This is a genomic window from Novosphingobium sp. ES2-1, assembly GCF_015169775.1.
Classification (GTDB): Bacteria; Pseudomonadota; Alphaproteobacteria; order Sphingomonadales; family Sphingomonadaceae; genus Novosphingobium; species Novosphingobium subterraneum.
Genome location: NZ_CP063445.1, coordinates 595,601 through 614,929, shown reverse-complemented (window position 1 = coordinate 614,929; position 19,329 = coordinate 595,601). Strand labels below are relative to the sequence as shown.

The following is a 19,329-nucleotide window of genomic DNA, read 5'->3' as shown; positions in this document are numbered from 1 at the left end:
GAGGAAAGATGGCCGAACACACATCAATGCTCCGCGATGGATTCCTTCTGCTCGGCTTCGCCTTGGCCTTCGTGTTGATCTTCCGACGCTTGGGGCTGGGGGCGACCTTGGGCTATCTCGTGGCCGGAGCTGTTGTCGGCCCGCAATTGCTGGGTCTGGTTGGCGATGCGGAAGAGAAGCTCGGCATCGCCGAACTGGGCATAACCTTGCTGTTGTTCCTGGTCGGGCTGGAATTGAACCCATCCCGGCTGTGGAAGATGAAGCGCGACATCCTCGGCCTTGGCCTGCTTCAGGTAACCGCTTGTGGGCTCGCCGTCGCAGGCATGATCCTGTTGACGACGGATTTCAGCTGGGAAGCAGCGCTGGCCCTGGGCCTGCCGCTGGCGCTCTCGTCCACGGCGCAGGTGCTGCCTATGCTGCAATCCTCGGGCCGATTGCGCACGCCGTTCGGCGAACGCGCCTTTGCGATCCTGCTCTTCCAGGATCTTTCGATCATCCCGATGATCACGATCATCACGGCAATGAGCCGCAACCCCGCCGATGCCGGGGGCCCTCCCGGGTGGCTGATGGTGCTCTACACTCTCGGCGCCATCGGGGGACTGATCGCCGCTGGCCGCTATCTGATCCGGCCGCTCTTCCGCCTGATCGGCAATCTGGGCGAGCGCGAGATGTTCGTGGTCGCTGCCTTGTTTACAGTCATGGCGTCGGCAGCCGTCATGGAACTCCTAGGTCTGTCGACTGCTTTGGGCGCATTTGTCGCAGGCGTCATGCTGGCAGACAGCCCCTATCGTCACGAACTCGAAGCCGATGTCGAGCCGTTCCGCTCGATTCTGCTCGGGCTCTTCTTCCTCGCCGTAGGCATGATGCTCAACCTTGCCGCCATCGCCGAGCGCCCCCTGTTCGTCGCGGGAATGGCCCTCGGCCTGATCGCGGTGAAGGCGGCGATCATCTTCGGCATCGGCCGCCTCTTCGGCATGCCCTGGCGCGGCGCACTCGCCCTCGGCCTGCTGCTCAGCCAAGGCGGCGAATTCGGCTTCGTGATGTTCACGCAGGCGCAAAGAGCACTGCTCATCGCTCCCGAAGCCGCCAGCCTGTTCGGAGCTGTTGTCACCCTGTCGATGGCCACGACGCCGTTTTTGATGATGGCGACAGCAGGGATCCGACGCGAAGCGGAGAATGCTTCGCACGGAGAGCGCGAAGGCCCCCAGCCCGACGGTTCGAACGCCGTGGTCGTGGGTTTTGGCCGCTTCGGGCAGGGTGTCACGCAGATGCTTCTGGCCAGCAACATCCCGGTAACAATGGTCGATACCGACATTGAGATGATCGACGTGGCAGCCACGTTCGGGGCCAAGGTCTATTTCGGCGACGGGACAAGGCTCGATCTGCTGCGTCAAGCCGGGGCAGCGGAAGCGGAGATGATCTTCTTCTGCATGGACGGCGATCAGGTCACGACTGATCTGGTCGAAGCCGTGCACGAAGCTTTCCCGCGCGCGTCAATCTACGTTCGCGCCTACGACCGGCGCGCGCTCATCCGGCTGCGCGGCACGCCAGTCAGCGCCGTCGTGCGCGAAGTGATGGAGTCCGCGGTCAAGATGGCGCGCGTCGCCCTCGCTGACGCAGGCCTCTCGGCAGAAGATATTGCGCGCGCCGAAGACATGTTCCGCGCCAATGATCGCGAACGGCTCAAACTGCAGATCGAAGCGGGCGACGTCCGTGTCGCGCGTGACCGTATCATCACGGAGCCGCAAGGGCGTCCGGCCTGACGGGCTAGGCAAGCAACTCGGCGGCTTCGTCGCGAATGCGCTGCGCCAAGGTGCGGTAATCGTCCGCACTTGCCGATTTGGCACGCCAGGCAGCAACGATGGCACGTTCGCAGCGCCAATTCTGAACCGGCAAGCGAACGACCAGAGCATCGCCCCCCACTTCCGACCGAAGGTAAAGCTCTGGCAGAATTGCCAGACCAACACCGCTGCCCACCATCTGGTGAATGCTGTCCAGGCTTGTCCCCTCGTAATCCAGCAGCATCTCGGCACCGAGTTCGGCGCAGACACGCTGGACTTGCTGGTGATAGTGGTGGCGTGGATCAAGCGTCAGGAAGCGCTCACCCTTGAGGTCCGACCGGTCAATGTGGGCAATCCCGGCGAGGTGATGGCTGCGCGATGCCACAACGCTCATGGGCTCGTCGAACAGGGGGACGACCTCCAGGTCCTCACCAATCACCGGCCCCGGCCCCACCATCAGATCTATCCGACCCGAAGCGAGATCACGGGTCTGTTCGGCCGGGATCCCTTCACGGATATAGAAGCGCAAGTCGCTCTGTTCGGCATTGAGCGCGCCGATCAGGGCAGGCAAAAGGTAAGGCCCGAGAGTGGGCGTGATCCCCAGCCGGACGATCCCGGAAGGCTGCTTGCGCGCGCGCGCCGCAACCGCGCGGATGTCGCGGATTTCCCGCAACACCCGGCGCGCTCTTTCGGATATCTCGCGACCGACCGGCGTCAATTCCACGCTTTGCGCTGCGCGATCGATCAACGCGGTGCCGAGCCGATCTTCAAGAGCACGTAACTGATGGCTGAGGGTAGGTTGCGAAATGTTGCAGGATTGTGCCGCGCGCCCAAAGTGACGCAGTTCGGCAACCGCCAGGAAATACTCAAGCTGTCTGACTGTAGGCATGAGACCTCCGATAGAAGAATTCTATCGATTCGTCGCCGTTCTTTCGATTGGACGCAATGGCCTGGCCCCGGCATTGTGCAGGGGCAAGGCAAAAGAGGATGCCCCGCCGACGGTCGATCTCCCACAGTTCACGCTTGTCCCCCCTCGCTGAACTGCCCGACTGTCCCTTGATGCCTTGCCGGGGCGACGCACCGCCAGTCCGCGTCGCCCCCAAGAGTTTCGCAACGGGCCTTGCGCGATCTACCCGACGCAAGGCGCGCCACTGCCGATCTGGCCCGCCCCCGGAAGCGGCAAGCCGACGGCAGCGGAGCACTGGCGGCGCATTGTGACGACCCTGGCACGAGGCGCCGCCAGACAATTCAGGGTTATCCCGCCCAGACCGAGAGGTCACTTGCCATGCTGAAGATATTGGCCGCGATTGCCGTAACGACCGGAACGCCCCAACCGCTGGAGGCCCACCACGCCTACCGCTTGCCTGAAGCCTCGTCTCCTCGCCCGGTCACGCATGATCGGCGCTGTTCAAGCACGCGCGAGGTCACGGTCTGTGCAAAGCGAGGCGATGGCCTACGCTTGGTCATGGATGGCGTAGAGGCCGGGCCACCGCTTCACCAGGCGCAGCTGCGGATCGCACCATCGCGCTGTGCCAACCCGGTCGAGAACGGATTGCGCTGCATCCGGCCCGAAGTGTTCGCCCGCTTGAACCTCGACGACTGAGGTCACGCTCCGCGTTCCAGTGCTGCGATGATGTGCTGCGCCAACAAGTGCGCCGTATCCGAAAGGCCGGGCGCTTCGAGCAGGGCGATCTCGGTGTCGTAAAGCGGCGGCAGGCCAGCCTCCTCTCCAGCTGTCGCCAAGCCGGCAGGCACCATTTCCAGCGGCAGTACGGTGATCCCAAGTCCTGCACGCACCGCAGAAAGACTCCCCGCCAGGCTGGTCGATGTATAGGCCACGCGCCAGCCGCGCCCTATCGCGTCCAGTGCTTCCGTGGCGCGTTTGCGATAGACGCACGGCTCGGGCGAAACCACCAGCGGCACCCGCTCGAAGTCTGCCGCTGATTGCCGGTCCCGCGCGACCCAGACCAGTGGCTCGCGCCACACCCGAACGCCGTCCTGCACGTCCTGTGTCGGCTGGCGCTTTACCAGGACAAGATCGAAGTTTCCTGCGTGAAAGCGCTCGAGGAGATTGAGAGTCAGGTCGCAGGTAACCTCAAGCTCGACCAGCGGGTGCGCCTCGGTGAATGCTGCAAGAACCGAGGGCAGATGGGCCGTTGCAAAATCCTCGGGCACGCCGACGCGGACCGATCCGGCAATGTCCGGCTCGAACATCTCGGCCAAGGTTGCATCGTTCAGCCGCAGAATTTGCCGGGCCGGGCCGATCAGCCGTTCGCCTTCGGGCGTGATCGAAAGGTGTCGCGGGCTCCGCAGGAACAGCGAGCGCCCGACCTGCTCTTCAAGGCGCTTCAGTTGCAGGGATATCGCCGACTGCGTCCGGCCCAGCCTCTCACCGGCGCGGGTAAGGCTTCCCGTATCCGCAATCGTCACGAAGCAGCGCAAAAGGTCGATGTCGAGGTTCCGCAGGGCCATCACGGGATTTTATCATTGACGTTTGCAATCTTCAATATTTCATAAATTCGTTTCTAAAATCATCGACCGTGCTGCACCTGCGAAACGAAGGAGGCACACGATGAACCCGACAACCATGACTGCACCTGTCACAAAAAGGGGCTTGGCGCTTCGCCTCAAGCCGGCCGACTGGCCCGTTTTCGCCCTTGGCTCCCTGCTTGCCGCAACTATCGCCACCGGCCATGCCATGGTCACTACCCCAGGCGTTGCCCTGTCAGGACTTGGCATCCTGATCGCCGTCGTTGTCCTTGCCTTTTCCCGTCGACAACTGCGTGCAGACCGGCGCAGTGATTCCTTCACACGCCTCGCGACCAGCCTTGCCATAGCGATTGTCTTGCTGGGCCTGACCGCCGACGCCATGCTGCTCGCTGCCGCCTGGATCGTCTCGGGCCGCCTCATGGCTGGATTGATCGGCCATGTTGGCGAATGGAGCGAAGCCCGCGATGCCGCACGCCGCGCCACAATTGCCTTCACGATTGGCGACGTGGCGCTGATCGGCGCAGTGACCTTGCTCTCGATTGCCGCCGGATCGAGCGATATCGTTGCCATAAGGTCTGTCGTTGGGTCCTCCTCTCTTCTGACGACCACCGCCGCCTTTCTCCTGGTCATCGCCGCACTGGCCCGCTGTGCGATCCCGCCGTTCTCGAACTGGTTGATGCGCTCGCTGGCCGCGCCGACTCCGGTGTCCGCCCTGATGCATGCCGGTTTCGTCAATGCAGGTGGGTTTCTGCTCATCCAGTTTGCCCCCGTTCTCGAGGCATCGCCCCACGCGCGTTACGCGCTCTTTGCTACCGGCGTCGTCGCAGCATTGGTCGGCAGTGCCATCATGCTGGTGCGGGCCGACGTGAAGGGATCGCTCGCGGCATCGACCATCGCGCAGATGGGCTTCATGCTGCTCACGGTTGCGCTCGGCGCCTATGCTGCGGCTCTTTGGCACATGGTCGCTCACGGCCTGTTCAAGGCCTGGCTGTTCCTCGGCTCGGCAGGCACCATTTCCACCAGGCCGACACGTTCCAAGGGTCTGGCCCAGCCGTGGCCCGCGCTCATCGCGCTCGCAACGATCGTCGGCGCAATCTTCCTGATCGAGGCGCGCCGGGCTGATGCACTCCTGCCAGTCTGCCTCGCACTCACTGCGCTGCTCAGTGCCATGGCCGTTGCGTCACGATCTCTGCCGCGTGGACCACTGGGCGCAGTCGTGGCCCTGATGCCGGGCGCTCTGATTGCCCTCAACGCTGCGGTGCTCGTTCTGATGACCGCACTCCAGCCCGATGCCGCCCAGCCATTGCTGTCGCCTTACGGGCAGCTTGGCATCCTCTCGCTGTTTCTCGCCGGATGGGTCTGTCAGCAACGCATCGTGAGCGGCGAACAGGCTCTGCCTCCCTCCCTCTTCGCTCGCCTGCTTCATGCGGGCAACGCCCTCACCACTTCCACCCCCCGTCTCCACCACCGTCATTGCGAAGGACTGAAGCCATGAACATTGCTACTGCGTCACTCGCACCCGATACCGGCGTTCCAGCCAGCCTCCAGGAAGAACGGCGCGAACTGCAAGCCCTTGTCGATATTGCCGGGCAGACTGTTGCCCCGCTCTGGCCGCTGGACAGTGCCATCGCCGTCAACCCGCTGTCGGGCTTCGAAGACCTCCCGTTCGAGGACGCCCTGCCCCAGGCTGCCCAGCTCTTCGGCGCCCGCCCCTCCCTCTCGCTGGTCCAGTGGCGCGCGCTCAAGGCAGAAGGCCGCATTGCTGATATCGCTTTCCGCAAGGCCGTGGTCGCCGCGCTTGGCGGTCTGGAACCCGCATTCGCGCCGCTCGGCCCCGATCTCAACGCCTATAACCTTCTTGTGGCGCGCCTTGTCGAGCTTCCAGCGGACGACACTCCGGTTGTCCGCCGGGAACTCACCACGCCGATCGCCATACTTGCGCGGTACCTCGCGGCCTTCTTCGACCGCAACGCCACGCTCACCCTGCCCGGTCGTCAGCACGGCCTGTACAACAGCGTGAGCGCGGCGCTTCGTCATGATCCGGGCCTTGTCCGCGCAGGTGACGATACCGCCGCACACTGGCTCGCGAACGTCCCTGCCGATCCTCTCGAGATGCTACTCTTTGCCGCGCGCCGCGATGGCGTTTCCCGTGACCGGCGCCTTGGCTGGCTGCGTGGCCTCGTCGCCACCTTGCCGGGTTGGGCGGCGCATCTGCGCTGGCGCAGCGAACATGGCGGCCCTGCCGCCAGTGCATCTGCCCCGGCATCGATGATCGAACTGATGGCACTGGTCGCGCTCGTCGAAGGCAGCGTTCGCAGCGGTCCCCGGGCACTGGCAGAACCTTCGCGCCAACACGCCCATGTCTGCCGCACGCTGCTTGCTCATTTCGGTCTTGATCCGGAAACGCCCGCCACGTGGTCGCAGGCTGCACGTGAGAGCCTGAACCGCATCGCCGCGATGTCGCTGGCCGAACTGGGACTGATCTTCCAGCAAGCAGCAGAGACCAGCTTCCTCGGCACGGTCGCCCCCCAGCTCGAAGGCGCATCGGCAAAACAGACCGCAAAGACCAAGGTGCCGGTTGCGGAAGCCCAGGCAGTGTTCTGCATCGATGTCCGCTCCGAACCCATGCGCCGCGCGCTGGAAGCACAGGGCCGTTACGAAACGGTTGGCTATGCCGGCTTCTTCGGGCTGCCCATCGCCATCTCGCCGGCCTGTGATGCACCGGAGCGCAACCAGCTGCCGGTCCTGCTTTCACCCTCCCACGTCGTGGCCGAACGCGCCGCGCAAGGGCAGGAGGCCGAGGCCAATGCGCTGCTGGCGCGCCATGCCGCCCTCGCCGACGCCCGCGCCATTCTCGATACGACCAAGGGCGGTGCAACGGGCTTTGCGACGGCGGAGGCCGCTGGCCCGCTGGCAGCGGTCGCCCTGCTCGCGCGCACGCTTGCCCCACGCCTGACAGACGCCTTCCGCAGACGATTGGTGGGCGAACGGGGACACGTTCTCACGCCCGCCGCCTGCAACGATCATGGCCATGGCCACGGCAGCAACGCGATCCCGCTGGAACAACGCATTGCCTATGCGCGCACCATGTTCTCGCTGACCGGACTTTCGCCGGATACCGCGCGCCTCGTCGCGCTTGTCGGCCACGGCGGCTGCACCACCAACAATGCCTTCGCGGCAAGCCTCGATTGCGGCGCCTGCGGTGGCCATCCGGGTGGCCCGAACGCACGGCTCATGGCATCCATCCTCAACGACGGTCAGGTCCGCGCAGGCCTGGCCGATCAGGGCGTTGCCATTCCGGATGATAGCTGGTTCATCGCCGCGCAGCACGATACCACCCGCGACGTGGTCGAAATCTTCGACCGCCAGCTCGTGCCGGGAAGCCACGTGGCCGATCTCGCGAGGTTCGAGCATGCCCTGCAAAGGGCCGGTGCGCAGTGCCGCAACGAGCGTGCCGCCCGCCTTGGCCGCTCTGCCGAAGACCTGTTGACCGGGGCCGCGCACTGGGGAGAAGTCCGCCCGGAATGGGGCCTGTCCGGCAACGCCGCCTTCATCGTCGGCCCGCGCGCGCTGACCGCGGAAATCGACCTTGGCGGCAGCGCCTTCCTTCACAGCTATGACTGGACAAGGGACAAGGATGGCAGCGCACTTGCGGGCATCATGACTGCGCCGATGATCGTCGCCCAGTGGATCAATTGCCAGTACCTGTTCTCGACCATCGACAACGAGGTGTTCGGCGCGGGCGACAAGACGACGCAGAATGTGGTCGGGGGCTTTGGCGTCGTGCAGGGCAGCGGCGGCGATCTCTGTGTCGGCCTGCCGCGGCAGTCGCTGTTCCATGATGATGGCACGCCCTACCACACACCACGCCGCCTTGCGGTCATCATCGAGGCACCGCTCCAGCGAGTCCAGGACATCGTCCTGGCGCATGATGTGGTCGGCCGACTGGTTGAAAACGGCTGGATCAATCTTGTCGTCATCGATCCGTGGAAGCACAAGGCCCACCACTGGGTCCGCGGCGAATGGGCCGCCCGGCCCTGCTGATCGGACCATGTTGATCGCTCGCTGCTGAAAACTTGATGAAAACCCATGACACCGCCCGCCTCTCATCATAGGGGCGGGCGCCATGAGGGGCCTGCGCGCATTCCTGCTGCATAACCGCCATCTGGCAGTGCTGCTGGTCGCGCTGGCGCTCGCCATGAAGGCCTTGGTCCCGGCTGGCTACATGGTCGGCGGCACTTCGCGCGCGATTACCATTCTGGTCTGCGCCGACAGTACCGGTGCACACTCGGCGGTTCAGGTCACCATCCCGCAAGGCGCTAAGGAAACCGCCGCCAAGGATCACAAGCCCTGCACTTTCGCAGGCCACGGCGCCGCTCTCCTGGGCGGGGCCGATCCGACCCAGCTCGCCGTCGCGCTGGCCTTCGTGCTGGCGCTGGGCTTCCTCGCCATCGCGGTCCCACGCCTTGCTCCATCGCGCCGCATCCTGCCGCCTCCGTGCGGCCCGCCCTCGGAAATCGCCACCTCGATAGCCTGACCGAACCGGTCATCCTGCCCGCCGTCTGAACCCAGACGCGATCGAAAGCGATTCCCGCATGACTACCCGCATACTCGCCGTGGCCCCTCTGGCCATGGCCTTCTCGCTCGCCACTCCTGCCCACGCCGAAGACGCCGCAGCCGAAGGCGCCGCGATCATCGTCATCGGTCATGGCGATGCCTCCATTGCCGAACAGGAGGCAGCCGCAACGCCCGGCGGCACCGATGTCGTTGCTTACGAAGACTTCGCCGACCGCACCGTGATTTCCTTGCGCGATGCGCTGGCCTTTTCGCCCGGAGTCTACACCCAGCCGCGCTTTGGACAGGAGGTCCGCATCTCGATCCGCGGCTCGGGCCTCTCGCGCAGCTTCCACATGCGTGGCCTGACGCTGCTTCAGGATGGCGTTCCGATCAACCTTGCCGACGACAACGGCGATTTCCAGGAGCTTGAGCCGATCTTCCTCGATCATCTCGAGGTCTATCGCGGCGCCAATGCCCTTCGCTTCGGCTCAGGTACACTGGGCGGCGCGATCAATGGCGTAACGCCACGTGGTGACAGCGCGCGCGGTCTTTACGCCCGCGTCGATGGTGGCTCGTTCGGCCTCGCGCGCGGTCTGGTTTCCGCAGGCTTCGGCGATAGCACAGTCAACGCCTGGGCCGGGATCAGCGCCGACCGCCACGATGGTGACCGGCAACACGCCAGTCGCCGATCCCTACGCTTCAACGGCAACGTCGGTCTCTCTCTGGCCGAGAACCTCAGCACGCGCTTCTACGTCACCGCCAGCCATATCCGGCAGGAGTTGCCCGGCGCACTCTCCCTTGCCGATGCCCTGACCACGCCGCAGAAAGGCAACTTCACCGGCGATCAGGCTCGCAACATCGATTCCCTGCGCTTGCAGAACCGCACAGCCTTCGATCTCGGCGCGCTCGAACTCACTGTCGGTGGCTTCTACAACATCAAGCAACTTGATCACCCGATCTTCATGGTCATCGACCAGAAGTCAGACGATCGCGGCCTCTTCGCCCGTGCCGAATGGGAGGCGGGGATTGTCTCGATCACCCTCGGCGGCGAATCCCGCTGGGGCACGACCCGCGCCCGGCAATTCATCAACAACGGCGGCAAGCGCGGCGCACTGACCTTCCGCGCACAGCAGCGCGCGCGCACGTCCTCCGCGTATGGGGAACTGCGGGTCTCTCCAGTGGAGAGTCTCACCCTGATTGCCGGGGGCATCTATGCCAATGGTGCTCGTCGGCAGGAACGCGAACTGCCTTCGACTGTCACCGGCAATGCCTCCTTCGATGCCTTCTCCCCCCGCTTCGGTGCACTGTGGATCCCGGCAGCAGGAGTTCAGGTCTATGCCAACTACAGCCGCTCTGCCGAATTCCCGACCTTCGTCGAGCTTGCCCAGCAAGCCGCCTTCGTGCCCGTACGCCCGCAACGGGCTTGGACAGCGGAAATCGGCACGCGCGGCCGCCTGGGCACGCTGGAATGGGACATATCGCTCTATCGCGCCAACCTGACCGGCGAGATGCTGCAGTACACACCCGATGCCAATGTCGGCATCCCCGCTGCCACGTTCAACGCAGGTCGCACGCGCCATCAGGGCGTCGAGGCCGGTCTCTCGTGGCAGCCGGCCGGCTGGCTCCGCCTTCGCCAGATCTGGCAGTATTCGGACTTCCGGTTCCGCGGCGATGTCCAGTTTGCCGACAACCGCCTGCCTGTCGTCCCGCGCCATGTCCTGCGCAGCGAAGTCCGCCTGGGCGGCGATACCCTGCACATCGCACCCAGCCTCGAATGGGTCCCGCAGGGCGCCTTTGCGGACTATCGCAACACCGTTCGCGCGCCCGGCTATGCGCTTGTCGGATTAAGCGCGGGAGCCTCGCTGACGAGCGATATCGATCTCTTCGCCGACTTGCGCAACATCACTGGGAAGAAGGCCGTAGGCGACATCGCCGCCGTCATCACCGCATCTGGCACTTCGGCAATCTACTACCCGGTTGAGCGCCGCGCGGTCTATGCCGGCCTGCGCGCCAGGTTCTGACATCTTGACGAAGCGTGGTGGCGGCAGACAATGCTGCTGTCACCACACGGGCGCCAAGACTCCAGCATTGATCAGCAACGGGATCACCTGAGCATGCGCGCGCCCCATTGACCTCGTCGGCGAATCCGCGCAATAGCGCCCCACCTCGCATGAGGGGCGCTTAGCTCAGTTGGTAGAGCATCTCGTTTACACCGAGAGGGTCGGCGGTTCGAGCCCGTCAGCGCCCACCACCGTTCCCAGCCACATGCCTCATGCGATAGTCCGTGCGTCTGCGTGCTGTGCAAGCCGTGTGATTGCCGGTATCCTTGGGTCATGGTCCGGCGCGTACTCATCGCCTTATCGCTGACCGCCTTGACTGCCGGGTGCGTAGGGTCTCCCGAGCAGCCGGTGCGCAAGCCTTCGCGCTCGAGCACTGGAGCCTCGCTCAGCCAGTCCCCGCAGACTCGGGCCTGTCTCGCCAATCTTGGCGCTGCGCAAGCCCGCTTCACCCCGCTCGCCGACCAATACTACGGCGCAGGCTGCTCGACTCTCGGCACGGTCAGGCTTGAGTCCCTGCGTGCTGACAATGGCCTGCTGAACATCACCAATCTCGGCCCGGTGTCCTGCCCGGCCGCAAACGCGCTGCAAGGTTGGGCGCGTTTCGGGGTGGACCGTGCTGCCCGCCAGATCCTTGGCAGCCCGCTCCAGCGGATCGAGACCATGGGCAGTTATTCCTGCCGCAATGTTGCGGGCACCAGCCGCTTATCCGCGCACGCCACGGCCAATGCCATCGACATCGCCGCCTTCCGCCTGGCCGATGGCCGACGGATCAGCATCGTCAATGACTGGAACTCCCCCTCACCGCAGGTTCGGGCCTTTCTGCGCACGATCCGCGACAGCGCATGCAAGCGCTTCGGCACCGTGCTGACCCCGGATTACAACGCTGCCCACCGCGATCATCTGCATCTCGAACCGGGCGGCCTCAAGTCGTTCTGCCGCTAAAGCTGGCGTAAAAGCAAAGGGCGGAGGTTGCCCCCCGCCCTTCGCGTTCCGGTCAATCGTGCCAAATTGCGTCAGGCCGCGACGTCGTCCAGTCCGGTCGCCTCGATCCGCAGGCGGACCGCTTCGGCGGCATGGCGGGCGCCAAGCTTGCCCATCATCTTCATGCGGTGGATCTCCACCGTGCGCGGGCTGATGTCGAGCTCACGCGCGATTGCCTTGTTGCTCTGCCCTTCGGCAAGGCGATCGAGGACTTCACGTTCACGCAACGAAAGGCGGGCAATGCGCTGGCGCGCTTCGGCAGCACGGGCGCGCTGGGCGCGGTAGGCTTCGGCTTCGCGGCTGGCGCGGGCAACGGCTTCATTCAGGGGGCCGATCTGCGTCGGCATGGCGAGATAATCAAGCGCACCGGCCTTTATCGCACGGACCACCGCTGCCGTCTGGGGTGGCTCGGCAATTGCGATGACCGGCAGCCAGTGGCCCGCCTGCATCATCACCGAAATGAGCCGCGGGATGCCTTCTCCCACCGGCTCGTCCTGGGCCAGGACAAGGCCGCCGGAAGGTGCATGCGCCAGCAGTTCCTCGGCATTGGCATAGATCTCGGCGTGATGGCCGGCAGCGAAGGCAAGCCGGGCCAATTGAGCCCTGCGGGCGGAATCCCCATCGAGGATGTGAAGAGTGACACGATCAACCATGACGCTCATTAAGCGCCTGATTTTTTGACTTTGCCACTTGGGTTAGCTTCGTAATGAACCAGAACTGACGTTCATCGGCCCGCTATAAAGGTTTTTCCTTAGGATGAACGCTTCCGGAACGGAGCATTTAGGGCGACGTTAACCAAGAAATGTGATGCAGCACACGAAATTCACGTGTTTTTCGTAGCGAGATCCAGCACTTAAGGACGTCTTGAAAGGTCGTCATTAACCAGACTGGACGTTATCGAATCACCATTCTCGAATCGAGATTACAGAATCACCCCACGCCGATGTCGAACTTGTAATCCGGTAGCGAATGGAATGCCTGCCGCAGAGCTTCGCTCCAGCTGGAAGAGATGGATTTGAAATAGGGGTCGCTGGCAAGAATGCGACGCTGGTGCAGCGGCTCGAACCGATCACGCTCCATGACGAGCAGATCGAACGGCAGACCTACCGAAAGATTTGCCGCCACCGTTGAATCGAACGAGACCATCAGCAGCTTCACTGCGTCCTCGAAACTCATGGACCGATCGTAGCCGCGAAGCAGGATCGGTCGGCCGTACTTTGTCTCGCCGATCTGGAAGAACGGCGTATCGAAGCTCGCCTCGATGAAGTTCCCCTCCGGGTAGATCATGAACAGCCGCGGCTCCATGTCCTGGATCTGCCCGGCCACGATCATCGAAGCAGTGAAGCGCGGCCCTTCCGACCGCATTCCGTTGTCCTGCCGCCCTTCTATCACGTTGCGCAGGAGGTTGCCGACAAGCGTCGCCACCTGGAACATCGTCGGCGCCTCGAGGATCGATGGTCGCCGGTCGCTCGGCGCCTTGTTGCGCTCCTCGAGCTGCGAGATGACGGCCTGGGTCGTTGCCAGATTGCCGGCAGTCATGATCGTGATCTGCCGTTCTCCGGGAACGGACCAATGATGCATCTTCCGGAATACGGATATGTTGTCGACGCCCGAATTGGTCCGGGTGTCGCTCATCATCACCAGGCCCTTGTCGAGGATCATCCCCACGCAATATGTCATCGCCCTGCCCCGATCCCGCCTGGACTCAAACTAAAAATGGTGTGGCCTATTGTTCCACACGCTGCTGTTCCACGGCAAGCTTCACATGCATCGTTTCGTCAAGTGCGCCGTATCGGATACCTGTGATTGGGGCTGCATCCTGATAGTCACGACCGGTCGCCACGCGGACATAGCGGGCATCGGGGCTGATGCCGTTGGACACGTCAAAACCGACCCAGCCCAGCCCTTCGACATGCGCTTCCGCCCAGGCGTGGCCGGCGTCCTGCTCGATCCGGTCGTTCATCATCAGGTAGCCGCTGACATAGCGCGCCGGGATGCCCAGGGACCGCGCAGCGCCGATGAACACGTGCGCATGATCCTGGCACACGCCCCGCCCTGCTGCGAGGGCACCCTCGGCGGTCGTTTCCGCATTGGTGTGCCCGGTCGAATATGCCACCCGCTCACGGATCAGCGCGGAGAGGGCATGCAGCGTGGCAAGCGTGTTCCCCTCCTGCGGCACGGCCGAGGCCAGCGAACGGAGGCGTGGGCCAACCTTGGTCAGGTCGGTCGGTTCGAGAAACTGCCACATCGGCACAAAGCCGGAATGCTTGCCCATGATACCGGCTTCGTCGTTGGTGGCCACCAGCCCCTCACACCGGATCGTCACTTCCTGCACGCCCTGGTCGAACGAAATCAGGGCGACGTGATTGCAGTGGGCGTCGTCGTACTCCACCTGAAGCTGCGCACCCTCGAACGACATCCGCCATTCCAGCACGCGCTGGCCAGCCGAAGTCTTCGGCTTCAACCGAAGCCTCTGCAGCCCGCGGCTGACCGGCCCGGAAAAGACGTAATGCGTGGTATGATCGATGGCGAGACGCATAGGACGGTGGCTCAATCGATGAAGCGGTAATCGCGCTGGATCTGCATCGCCAGCGTGGTGTTGTTGCGGATGAACGTGCCGATGAATTCGTGCAGGCCCTGCTCGAAGATCGCATCGATCGTCGCCTGATGGAACTGGCAATCGGCATCGCGCAGGATTTCATGGCAATGCATCTCGCTGCCATATTCCCGCGCAAGGCTGGCAAGATTCGAACGCAGCTTGGAATAGCAGAACGCCAGGCTGCGCGGAAAACGGCCATCAAGGATAAGGAACTCGGCAATGCCCCTCGGGTCCATCCGCCCGGCGTTGAGCCAGCGATAGGCGCGCTCGCCCGCAACCGAGCGCAGCACGTTTTCCCACTGCACGTTGTCGAGGCTTGATCCGACATAGGAGATCGACGGCAGCAGCACGTAATACTTCACGTCGAGGATGCGTGCGGTGTTGTCCGCCCGCTCGATGAAGCTGCCCAGCCTCGCGAAGTTGTAGATCTCGTTGCGCAGCATGGTGCCTTCCATGGCCCCGCGCACTTGCGTCGACTGGCGGCGCACAAGGTCGAGCACGTCGCCCAGCCGCGTCTCGGTCACCGGCCGCGCCAGCGCTTCCTTCAGCTTCATCCAGCCGTCGTTGACCGATTCCCACACCTCGCGGGTGATGCCGCCACGCACCATGCGGGCGTTGGTGCGCGCCATCTCGGTCATCGCCAGCACGCTGCCGGGATTGTCCTTGTCGCGCAGAATGTAGTTGAACACGTGACCGCCCGTGTATTCGCTGCCGTAACGCGCCTCATAGCCCGGCCGCAGCCCCAGCGTGACGATCAGCGACCGCCATTCGTCCGAAGCATCGGAAGCATCGCGGGTCAGCGCCATGCGGAAGCCCGCCTCGATCAGGCGCGAGATGTTCTCGGCCCGCTCGAGGTAGCGGAACAGCCAGAAAATGCCGTTTGCGGATCTGCCTAACATTGGATTTCCTTAGGCATCAGTCGTCCAGTACCCAGCTGTCCTTGGTCCCGCCGCCCTGCGACGAGTTGACCACCAGCGATCCCTTCTTCAGAGCCACGCGCGTGAGGCCGCCCGGCGTGATGTCGATCCCGTTGGGGCTGACCAGCACGAACGGGCGCAGATCGACGTGGCGCGGCGCCAGCCCCGCCTTGGTCAGGATCGGCACGGTGGAAAGCGAGAGCGTGGGCTGCGCTATATAGTTCTCGGGCTTGGCGCGCAGCTTGGCCTCGAACGCCGCCAGTTCCTTGCGCGAGGATGTCGGCCCGATCAGCATGCCATAACCGCCCGATCCGTGAACTTCCTTGACCACCAGTTCGGCAAGATTGTCGAGCACGTACTTCAGCGATTCCGGCTCGGCACAGCGCCAGGTCGGCACGTTCTGCAGGATCGGCTTTTCGCCGGTGTAGAACTCGACGATCTCGGGCATGAACGAATAGATTGCCTTGTCGTCGCAGATGCCCGTTCCCGGCGCATTGGCAATCGTGATCCCGCCCGCGCGATAGACGTCCATGATCCCCGATACGCCCAGCACCGAATTGGGATTGAATGTCAGCGGATCGAGGTATTCGTCGTCCACCCGCCGATAGAGCACGTCGATCGGCTCATACCCGCGCGTCGTGCGCATTGCGATGCGCCCGTTCTCGATTCGCAAATCGCTGCCTTCGACAATTTCCGCACCCATCTGATCGGCCAGAAAGGCATGTTCGAAATAGGCCGAATTGTAGATCCCCGGCGTCAGCACCGCGACGACAGGCTTCTTCCCATCGCACGCGGGCGGCGCACAGGCGGCGAGGCTGCGGGCAAGGCGGCGTGGATAGTCCGAAACCTCGCGCACACGAACACGAGTGAACAGTTCCGGGAACATCGCCATCATCGTCTCGCGGTTCTCCAGCATGTAGGAGACGCCGCTTGGCGTGCGGGCATTGTCCTCCAGCACCATGAAATCGTCCTCGCCAGTGCGGACAAGGTCGATGCCGACGATGTGGGTGTAGACCCCGCCCGGCGGCGTGAAGCCGACCATCTCCGGCAGGAACGCCACGTTGCCTTTCAGCAGCCGCGCCGGAAGCCTGCCCGAACGCACGATCTCCTGCCGGTGGTAAAGGTCATGCAGAAAGGCATTGAGTGCCCGCACCCGCTGCTCGATCCCGCGCGACAGCTTGCGCCATTGCTGCGCCGTGATGATCCGGGGCACCATGTCGAAGGGAATGAGGCGCTCTTCCGCGTCCTCGTTGCCATAGACGTTGAAGGTTATTCCGGTGCGACGGAAGAAAGCCTCGGCCTCGCTGCCCTTGCGTCTTAGCAGATCCGGTGGCTGCTCGTCGTACCACTGGCAATATCCAGCGTAAGCAGGCCGCACCGAGCCATCGGCGTTGAGCATCTCGTCATAGGACGAGGGCGAGGTTGTTTTCATAGGCACATCCCGTCTGAACCCCAAGCTTGCACAACGAATCCGCTTTGCCAAGCGCGCCAATGCTGCACTGCGAAATAAAGTTGGAGCCGGCGTGCCTGCAGCAATCGGGCATGGAATCTGGCAAGCAATTCCGCTTGCTTCGGCCTGCCTGGAATGAGACTTAATCGCTCAACTAAAAGTTCCGGGAGAACGGCGATGCCACAGGTCCACAAGCGCACCTGCCACATCTGCGAAGCCAACTGCGGCGTGCTGATCGAGGTCGAAGCCGGCAAGGTTCTTTCGATCAAGGGTGATCCTGACAACCCGTTGTCTCGCGGGCATATCTGCCCAAAGGGCACCGCCCTGCAGGACTTGCAGGAGGACCCTGACCGCCTGCGCAAACCCTTGAAGCGCGTCGGTTCGGACTGGCACGAAATCAGCTTTGAACAGGCCTTTGCCGAGATCGGCGAGAAGACCCGCGCCATCCTTGCCCGCGATCCCGGCAGCACGGCCGTCTACGTCGGCAATCCCAACGCGCACTCCTATGGCAACGCGCTCAACATCGGCTTTCTTGAAAAGGCACTGCGCACGCGGAACAAGTTCTCCGCCAGCACGGTCGACCAGATGCCCCATCAGGTCGCCAATCTGCGCCTGTGGGGCCACGCCAGCATGTTCCCGATTCCCGATGCGGACCGCACGCAGACTTTGATCATCCTCGGCGGAAACCCGATGGCGTCGAACGGCTCGCTGTGGACCGTCCCGGATTTCCGCAACCGCATGAAGGACTTGCGAGACCGGGGTGGCGAACTCGTCGTCATCGACCCGCGCCGCACCGAAACCGCCAGGATCGCAGACAGACATCTGTTCATTCGCCCGGCCACCGACGTCTGGTTCCTCGTCGCACTGCTCAAGGCAGTCATGGCGCGCAAACCCCACCGCCCCGTGCAGGATTTCGTCACCGGCCTCGACGAAGTCGGCGCCCTGCTGCAGCGTTTTGACAGCGAGGCCTGCGCCACGGCCTGCGGCATCGCCCTGCCTGAAATCGAGCGCCTGGCTGACCGCTTTGCCGCAGGGCCAGCCGCGCTCTACGGCCGCATGGGGATCGCCACGCAGGCGCATGGCACGCTGAACGCCTGGCTTATCTCCTTGATAAACATTGCCTCAGGCCAGCTCGATCGCGAGGGCGGCTGGGTGTTCGGACGGGCTGCGGTGGACACCGTCAGCGTCCTCCCGCCGGGCTCGATCGGCAAGCACACCTCCCGCGTTTCCGGCCACCGCTCGGTCCTCGGCGAATTTCCCGCCGCCGCCATGGCCGAGGAGATCGAGACGCCCGGCGAAGGCCAGATCAAGGCCCTGTTCGTCGTCGCCGGCAACCCCGTCCTGTCCACGCCCAACGGCTCGCGCCTGGCCAAAGCACTGGAATCGCTGGACTTGATGGTGTCCATAGACATCTACCGCAACGCCACCAGCGCCCACGCCCACTACGTCCTGCCACCCACTGGCCCGCTGGAGCGCGACCACTACGGCCTGTTCCTCCTGCCCATGGCCGCGCGCACCATTGCGGTCTATTCGCCCCCCACCCTGCCGCAGGCCGAAGGAAGCTTGCACGACTGGGAAATCCTCCGCTGCCTCGCCAGCGCGATCAGCGGGCAACCAGTGCAGGCACCCACCCCGCGCGAGGCGCTTGACGGACTTCTCCAAACCGGGCCCTACGCCCTCACTCTCCAACAGGTAGAAGCCTCGCCTTCGGGCATCGATCTGGGTCCACCGCCCACCGGTCAGTTACCCGCCCGCCTGCGTTCCGCCTCGAAGAGTGTGGCCTGTGCCATACCAGAGTTCATGGTTTGCCTCGGAGAGTTGGAAATCCCCGAAAATGATAATTCCGTTAGTTCTCTGAGACTTATCGGAAGACGCCACTTGCGCACCAACAACTCCTGGCTCGCCAACAGCCGCCGCCTCATCAAGGGCCCCGATCGCTGCACGGTGATGATCAATCCGGCCGACGCAGAACAACGCGGCATCGCTGATGGTGCCACCGTCAAGGTCCGCTCAAGTACTGGAGAAATAAGGCTTTCTGCCGAGGTCACCGAAGACATGATGCCCGGCACCGTCTCCATCCCCCACGGCTGGGGCCACGCCCTCCCCGGCGTCGCCATGGCCAATGCCCTCGGCAAACCCGGCGTCAGCGTCAACGACATCACGCTCAACGAAGTCGACCCGCTCTCCGGCAACGCCGCACTGAGCGGCATCGCGGTGGAAGTGGAACTGGCTTGATCTCGCAGAAATCGTAATTCACACCAAGACAATGACTCCTCGGCAGCGAGCGATCTTTTCGACAGCTTTTGAACGGCATCCAGATGGTTGGCTATGGTACGCCAATGCGTGGACTGGCGGCGTCCTGGTCTCAGCTGAAGAGCGTGAAATCTGCCTGCAGTTCAAACCTTTAGCGTTCAGACGAGCTCTGGCTGGACGAAAGCCTAGTTCACCGCGCAGACCATACTGGCCAATGTTTAAGCGCATGGTTGCAGCAATG

The 19,329-nt window shown here is 63.7% G+C and carries 15 protein-coding genes and 1 tRNA gene; 9 read left to right on the top strand and 7 right to left on the bottom strand.

The features are described from left to right. The first annotated feature begins 8 nt into the window (after positions 1-8). Complete coding sequence (locus IM701_RS03005) at positions 9-1,763, top strand: cation:proton antiporter (RefSeq protein ID WP_052242112.1); 1,755 nt, start codon at positions 9-11, stop codon at positions 1,761-1,763. 4 nt (positions 1,764-1,767) lie between these two features. Here the strand turns inward: IM701_RS03005 and IM701_RS03000 are convergent, their stop codons facing one another. Further along, the gene (locus IM701_RS03000; RefSeq protein WP_039332584.1) at positions 1,768-2,670 is read right to left on the bottom strand and encodes a LysR substrate-binding domain-containing protein; all 903 of its coding nucleotides are present in this window, start codon (positions 2,668-2,670) and stop codon (positions 1,768-1,770) included. 396 nt (positions 2,671-3,066) lie between these two features. Here IM701_RS03000 and IM701_RS02995 point away from each other — a divergent pair, with 396 nt between their 5' ends. After that, the gene (locus IM701_RS02995) at positions 3,067-3,384 is read left to right on the top strand and encodes a hypothetical protein (protein WP_193827743.1); all 318 of its coding nucleotides are present in this window, start codon (positions 3,067-3,069) and stop codon (positions 3,382-3,384) included. 2 nt (positions 3,385-3,386) lie between these two features. On the opposite strand, the gene IM701_RS02990 is transcribed toward IM701_RS02995, so the two are convergent. After that, entirely contained in the window at positions 3,387-4,253 is an 867-nt protein-coding gene (locus tag IM701_RS02990) for a LysR substrate-binding domain-containing protein (protein ID WP_193827742.1), read from the bottom strand. Positions 4,254-4,353: 100 nt separating this feature from the next. Here IM701_RS02990 and IM701_RS02985 point away from each other — a divergent pair, with 100 nt between their 5' ends. The 6 genes from IM701_RS02985 to IM701_RS02960 all read left to right on the top strand — a co-directional run bounded on the left by IM701_RS02985 (position 4,354) and on the right by IM701_RS02960 (position 11,830). Further along, positions 4,354-5,766 carry a proton-conducting transporter membrane subunit gene (locus IM701_RS02985; RefSeq protein WP_193827741.1) on the top strand — a complete coding sequence of 471 codons (1,413 nt, stop codon included), beginning with the start codon at positions 4,354-4,356 and terminating at the stop codon, positions 5,764-5,766. Then, positions 5,763-8,315: a DUF2309 domain-containing protein gene (locus IM701_RS02980; protein ID WP_193827740.1), complete on the top strand. Its 2,553-nt coding sequence runs from the start codon at positions 5,763-5,765 to the stop codon at positions 8,313-8,315. The genes IM701_RS02985 and IM701_RS02980 overlap by 4 nt, the downstream gene beginning before the upstream one ends. An 82-nt stretch (positions 8,316-8,397) precedes the next feature. Continuing rightward, complete coding sequence (locus tag IM701_RS02975) at positions 8,398-8,808, top strand: hypothetical protein (protein ID WP_193827739.1); 411 nt, start codon at positions 8,398-8,400, stop codon at positions 8,806-8,808. A 58-nt stretch (positions 8,809-8,866) separates the two neighbouring features. Next, on the top strand, positions 8,867-10,849 hold the full coding sequence (locus tag IM701_RS02970) for a TonB-dependent receptor (RefSeq protein ID WP_193827738.1): 1,983 nt from the start codon (positions 8,867-8,869) through the stop codon (positions 10,847-10,849). A gap of 154 nt (positions 10,850-11,003) precedes the next feature. After that, positions 11,004-11,079 (top strand) — tRNA-Val (locus IM701_RS02965). Positions 11,080-11,161: 82 nt separating this feature from the next. Next, entirely contained in the window at positions 11,162-11,830 is a 669-nt protein-coding gene (locus IM701_RS02960; RefSeq protein WP_052242108.1) for an extensin family protein, read from the top strand. Between the two features lie 71 nt (positions 11,831-11,901). Here IM701_RS02960 and IM701_RS02955 read toward each other — a convergent pair whose 3' ends face one another. The 5 genes from IM701_RS02955 to IM701_RS02935 all read right to left on the bottom strand — a co-directional run bounded on the left by IM701_RS02955 (position 11,902) and on the right by IM701_RS02935 (position 16,817). Continuing rightward, on the bottom strand, positions 11,902-12,531 hold the full coding sequence (locus tag IM701_RS02955; protein ID WP_230487772.1) for a response regulator transcription factor: 630 nt from the start codon (positions 12,529-12,531) through the stop codon (positions 11,902-11,904). Between the two features lie 268 nt (positions 12,532-12,799). Continuing rightward, on the bottom strand, positions 12,800-13,549 hold the full coding sequence (locus tag IM701_RS02950) for a proteasome-type protease (RefSeq protein ID WP_039332573.1): 750 nt from the start codon (positions 13,547-13,549) through the stop codon (positions 12,800-12,802). A gap of 46 nt (positions 13,550-13,595) precedes the next feature. After that, positions 13,596-14,408 (bottom strand): transglutaminase family protein, encoded by an 813-nt coding sequence (locus IM701_RS02945; protein WP_193827737.1) that lies wholly within the window; start codon positions 14,406-14,408, stop codon positions 13,596-13,598. An 11-nt stretch (positions 14,409-14,419) separates the two neighbouring features. After that, positions 14,420-15,367 carry an alpha-E domain-containing protein gene (locus IM701_RS02940; protein ID WP_062347116.1) on the bottom strand — a complete coding sequence of 316 codons (948 nt, stop codon included), beginning with the start codon at positions 15,365-15,367 and terminating at the stop codon, positions 14,420-14,422. Positions 15,368-15,383: 16 nt separating this feature from the next. Further along, complete coding sequence (locus IM701_RS02935; protein WP_193827736.1) at positions 15,384-16,817, bottom strand: circularly permuted type 2 ATP-grasp protein; 1,434 nt, start codon at positions 16,815-16,817, stop codon at positions 15,384-15,386. A 195-nt stretch (positions 16,818-17,012) separates the two neighbouring features. On the opposite strand from IM701_RS02935, the gene IM701_RS02930 reads away from it, so the two are divergent. Then, entirely contained in the window at positions 17,013-19,070 is a 2,058-nt protein-coding gene (locus IM701_RS02930; RefSeq protein ID WP_193827735.1) for a molybdopterin oxidoreductase family protein, read from the top strand. The last annotated feature ends 259 nt before the right edge of the window (positions 19,071-19,329 follow it).

Coding starts and splice junctions, on each gene's coding strand:
- IM701_RS03000 (WP_039332584.1), bottom strand. CDS start 2,670: ATGCCTACAGTCAGACAGCTTGAGTATTTCCTGGCGGTTGCCGAACTG.
- IM701_RS02995 (WP_193827743.1), top strand. CDS start 3,067: ATGCTGAAGATATTGGCCGCGATTGCCGTAACGACCGGAACGCCCCAA.
- IM701_RS02960 (WP_052242108.1), top strand. CDS start 11,162: ATGGTCCGGCGCGTACTCATCGCCTTATCGCTGACCGCCTTGACTGCC.
- IM701_RS02950 (WP_039332573.1), bottom strand. CDS start 13,549: ATGACATATTGCGTGGGGATGATCCTCGACAAGGGCCTGGTGATGATG.
- IM701_RS03005 (WP_052242112.1), top strand. CDS start 9: ATGGCCGAACACACATCAATGCTCCGCGATGGATTCCTTCTGCTCGGC.
- IM701_RS02945 (WP_193827737.1), bottom strand. CDS start 14,408: ATGCGTCTCGCCATCGATCATACCACGCATTACGTCTTTTCCGGGCCG.
- IM701_RS02955 (WP_230487772.1), bottom strand. CDS start 12,531: ATGAGCGTCATGGTTGATCGTGTCACTCTTCACATCCTCGATGGGGAT.
- IM701_RS02985 (WP_193827741.1), top strand. CDS start 4,354: ATGAACCCGACAACCATGACTGCACCTGTCACAAAAAGGGGCTTGGCG.
- IM701_RS02990 (WP_193827742.1), bottom strand. CDS start 4,253: ATGGCCCTGCGGAACCTCGACATCGACCTTTTGCGCTGCTTCGTGACG.
- IM701_RS02980 (WP_193827740.1), top strand. CDS start 5,763: ATGAACATTGCTACTGCGTCACTCGCACCCGATACCGGCGTTCCAGCC.
- IM701_RS02940 (WP_062347116.1), bottom strand. CDS start 15,367: ATGTTAGGCAGATCCGCAAACGGCATTTTCTGGCTGTTCCGCTACCTC.
- IM701_RS02970 (WP_193827738.1), top strand. CDS start 8,867: ATGACTACCCGCATACTCGCCGTGGCCCCTCTGGCCATGGCCTTCTCG.
- IM701_RS02930 (WP_193827735.1), top strand. CDS start 17,013: ATGCCACAGGTCCACAAGCGCACCTGCCACATCTGCGAAGCCAACTGC.
- IM701_RS02975 (WP_193827739.1), top strand. CDS start 8,398: ATGAGGGGCCTGCGCGCATTCCTGCTGCATAACCGCCATCTGGCAGTG.
- IM701_RS02935 (WP_193827736.1), bottom strand. CDS start 16,817: ATGAAAACAACCTCGCCCTCGTCCTATGACGAGATGCTCAACGCCGAT.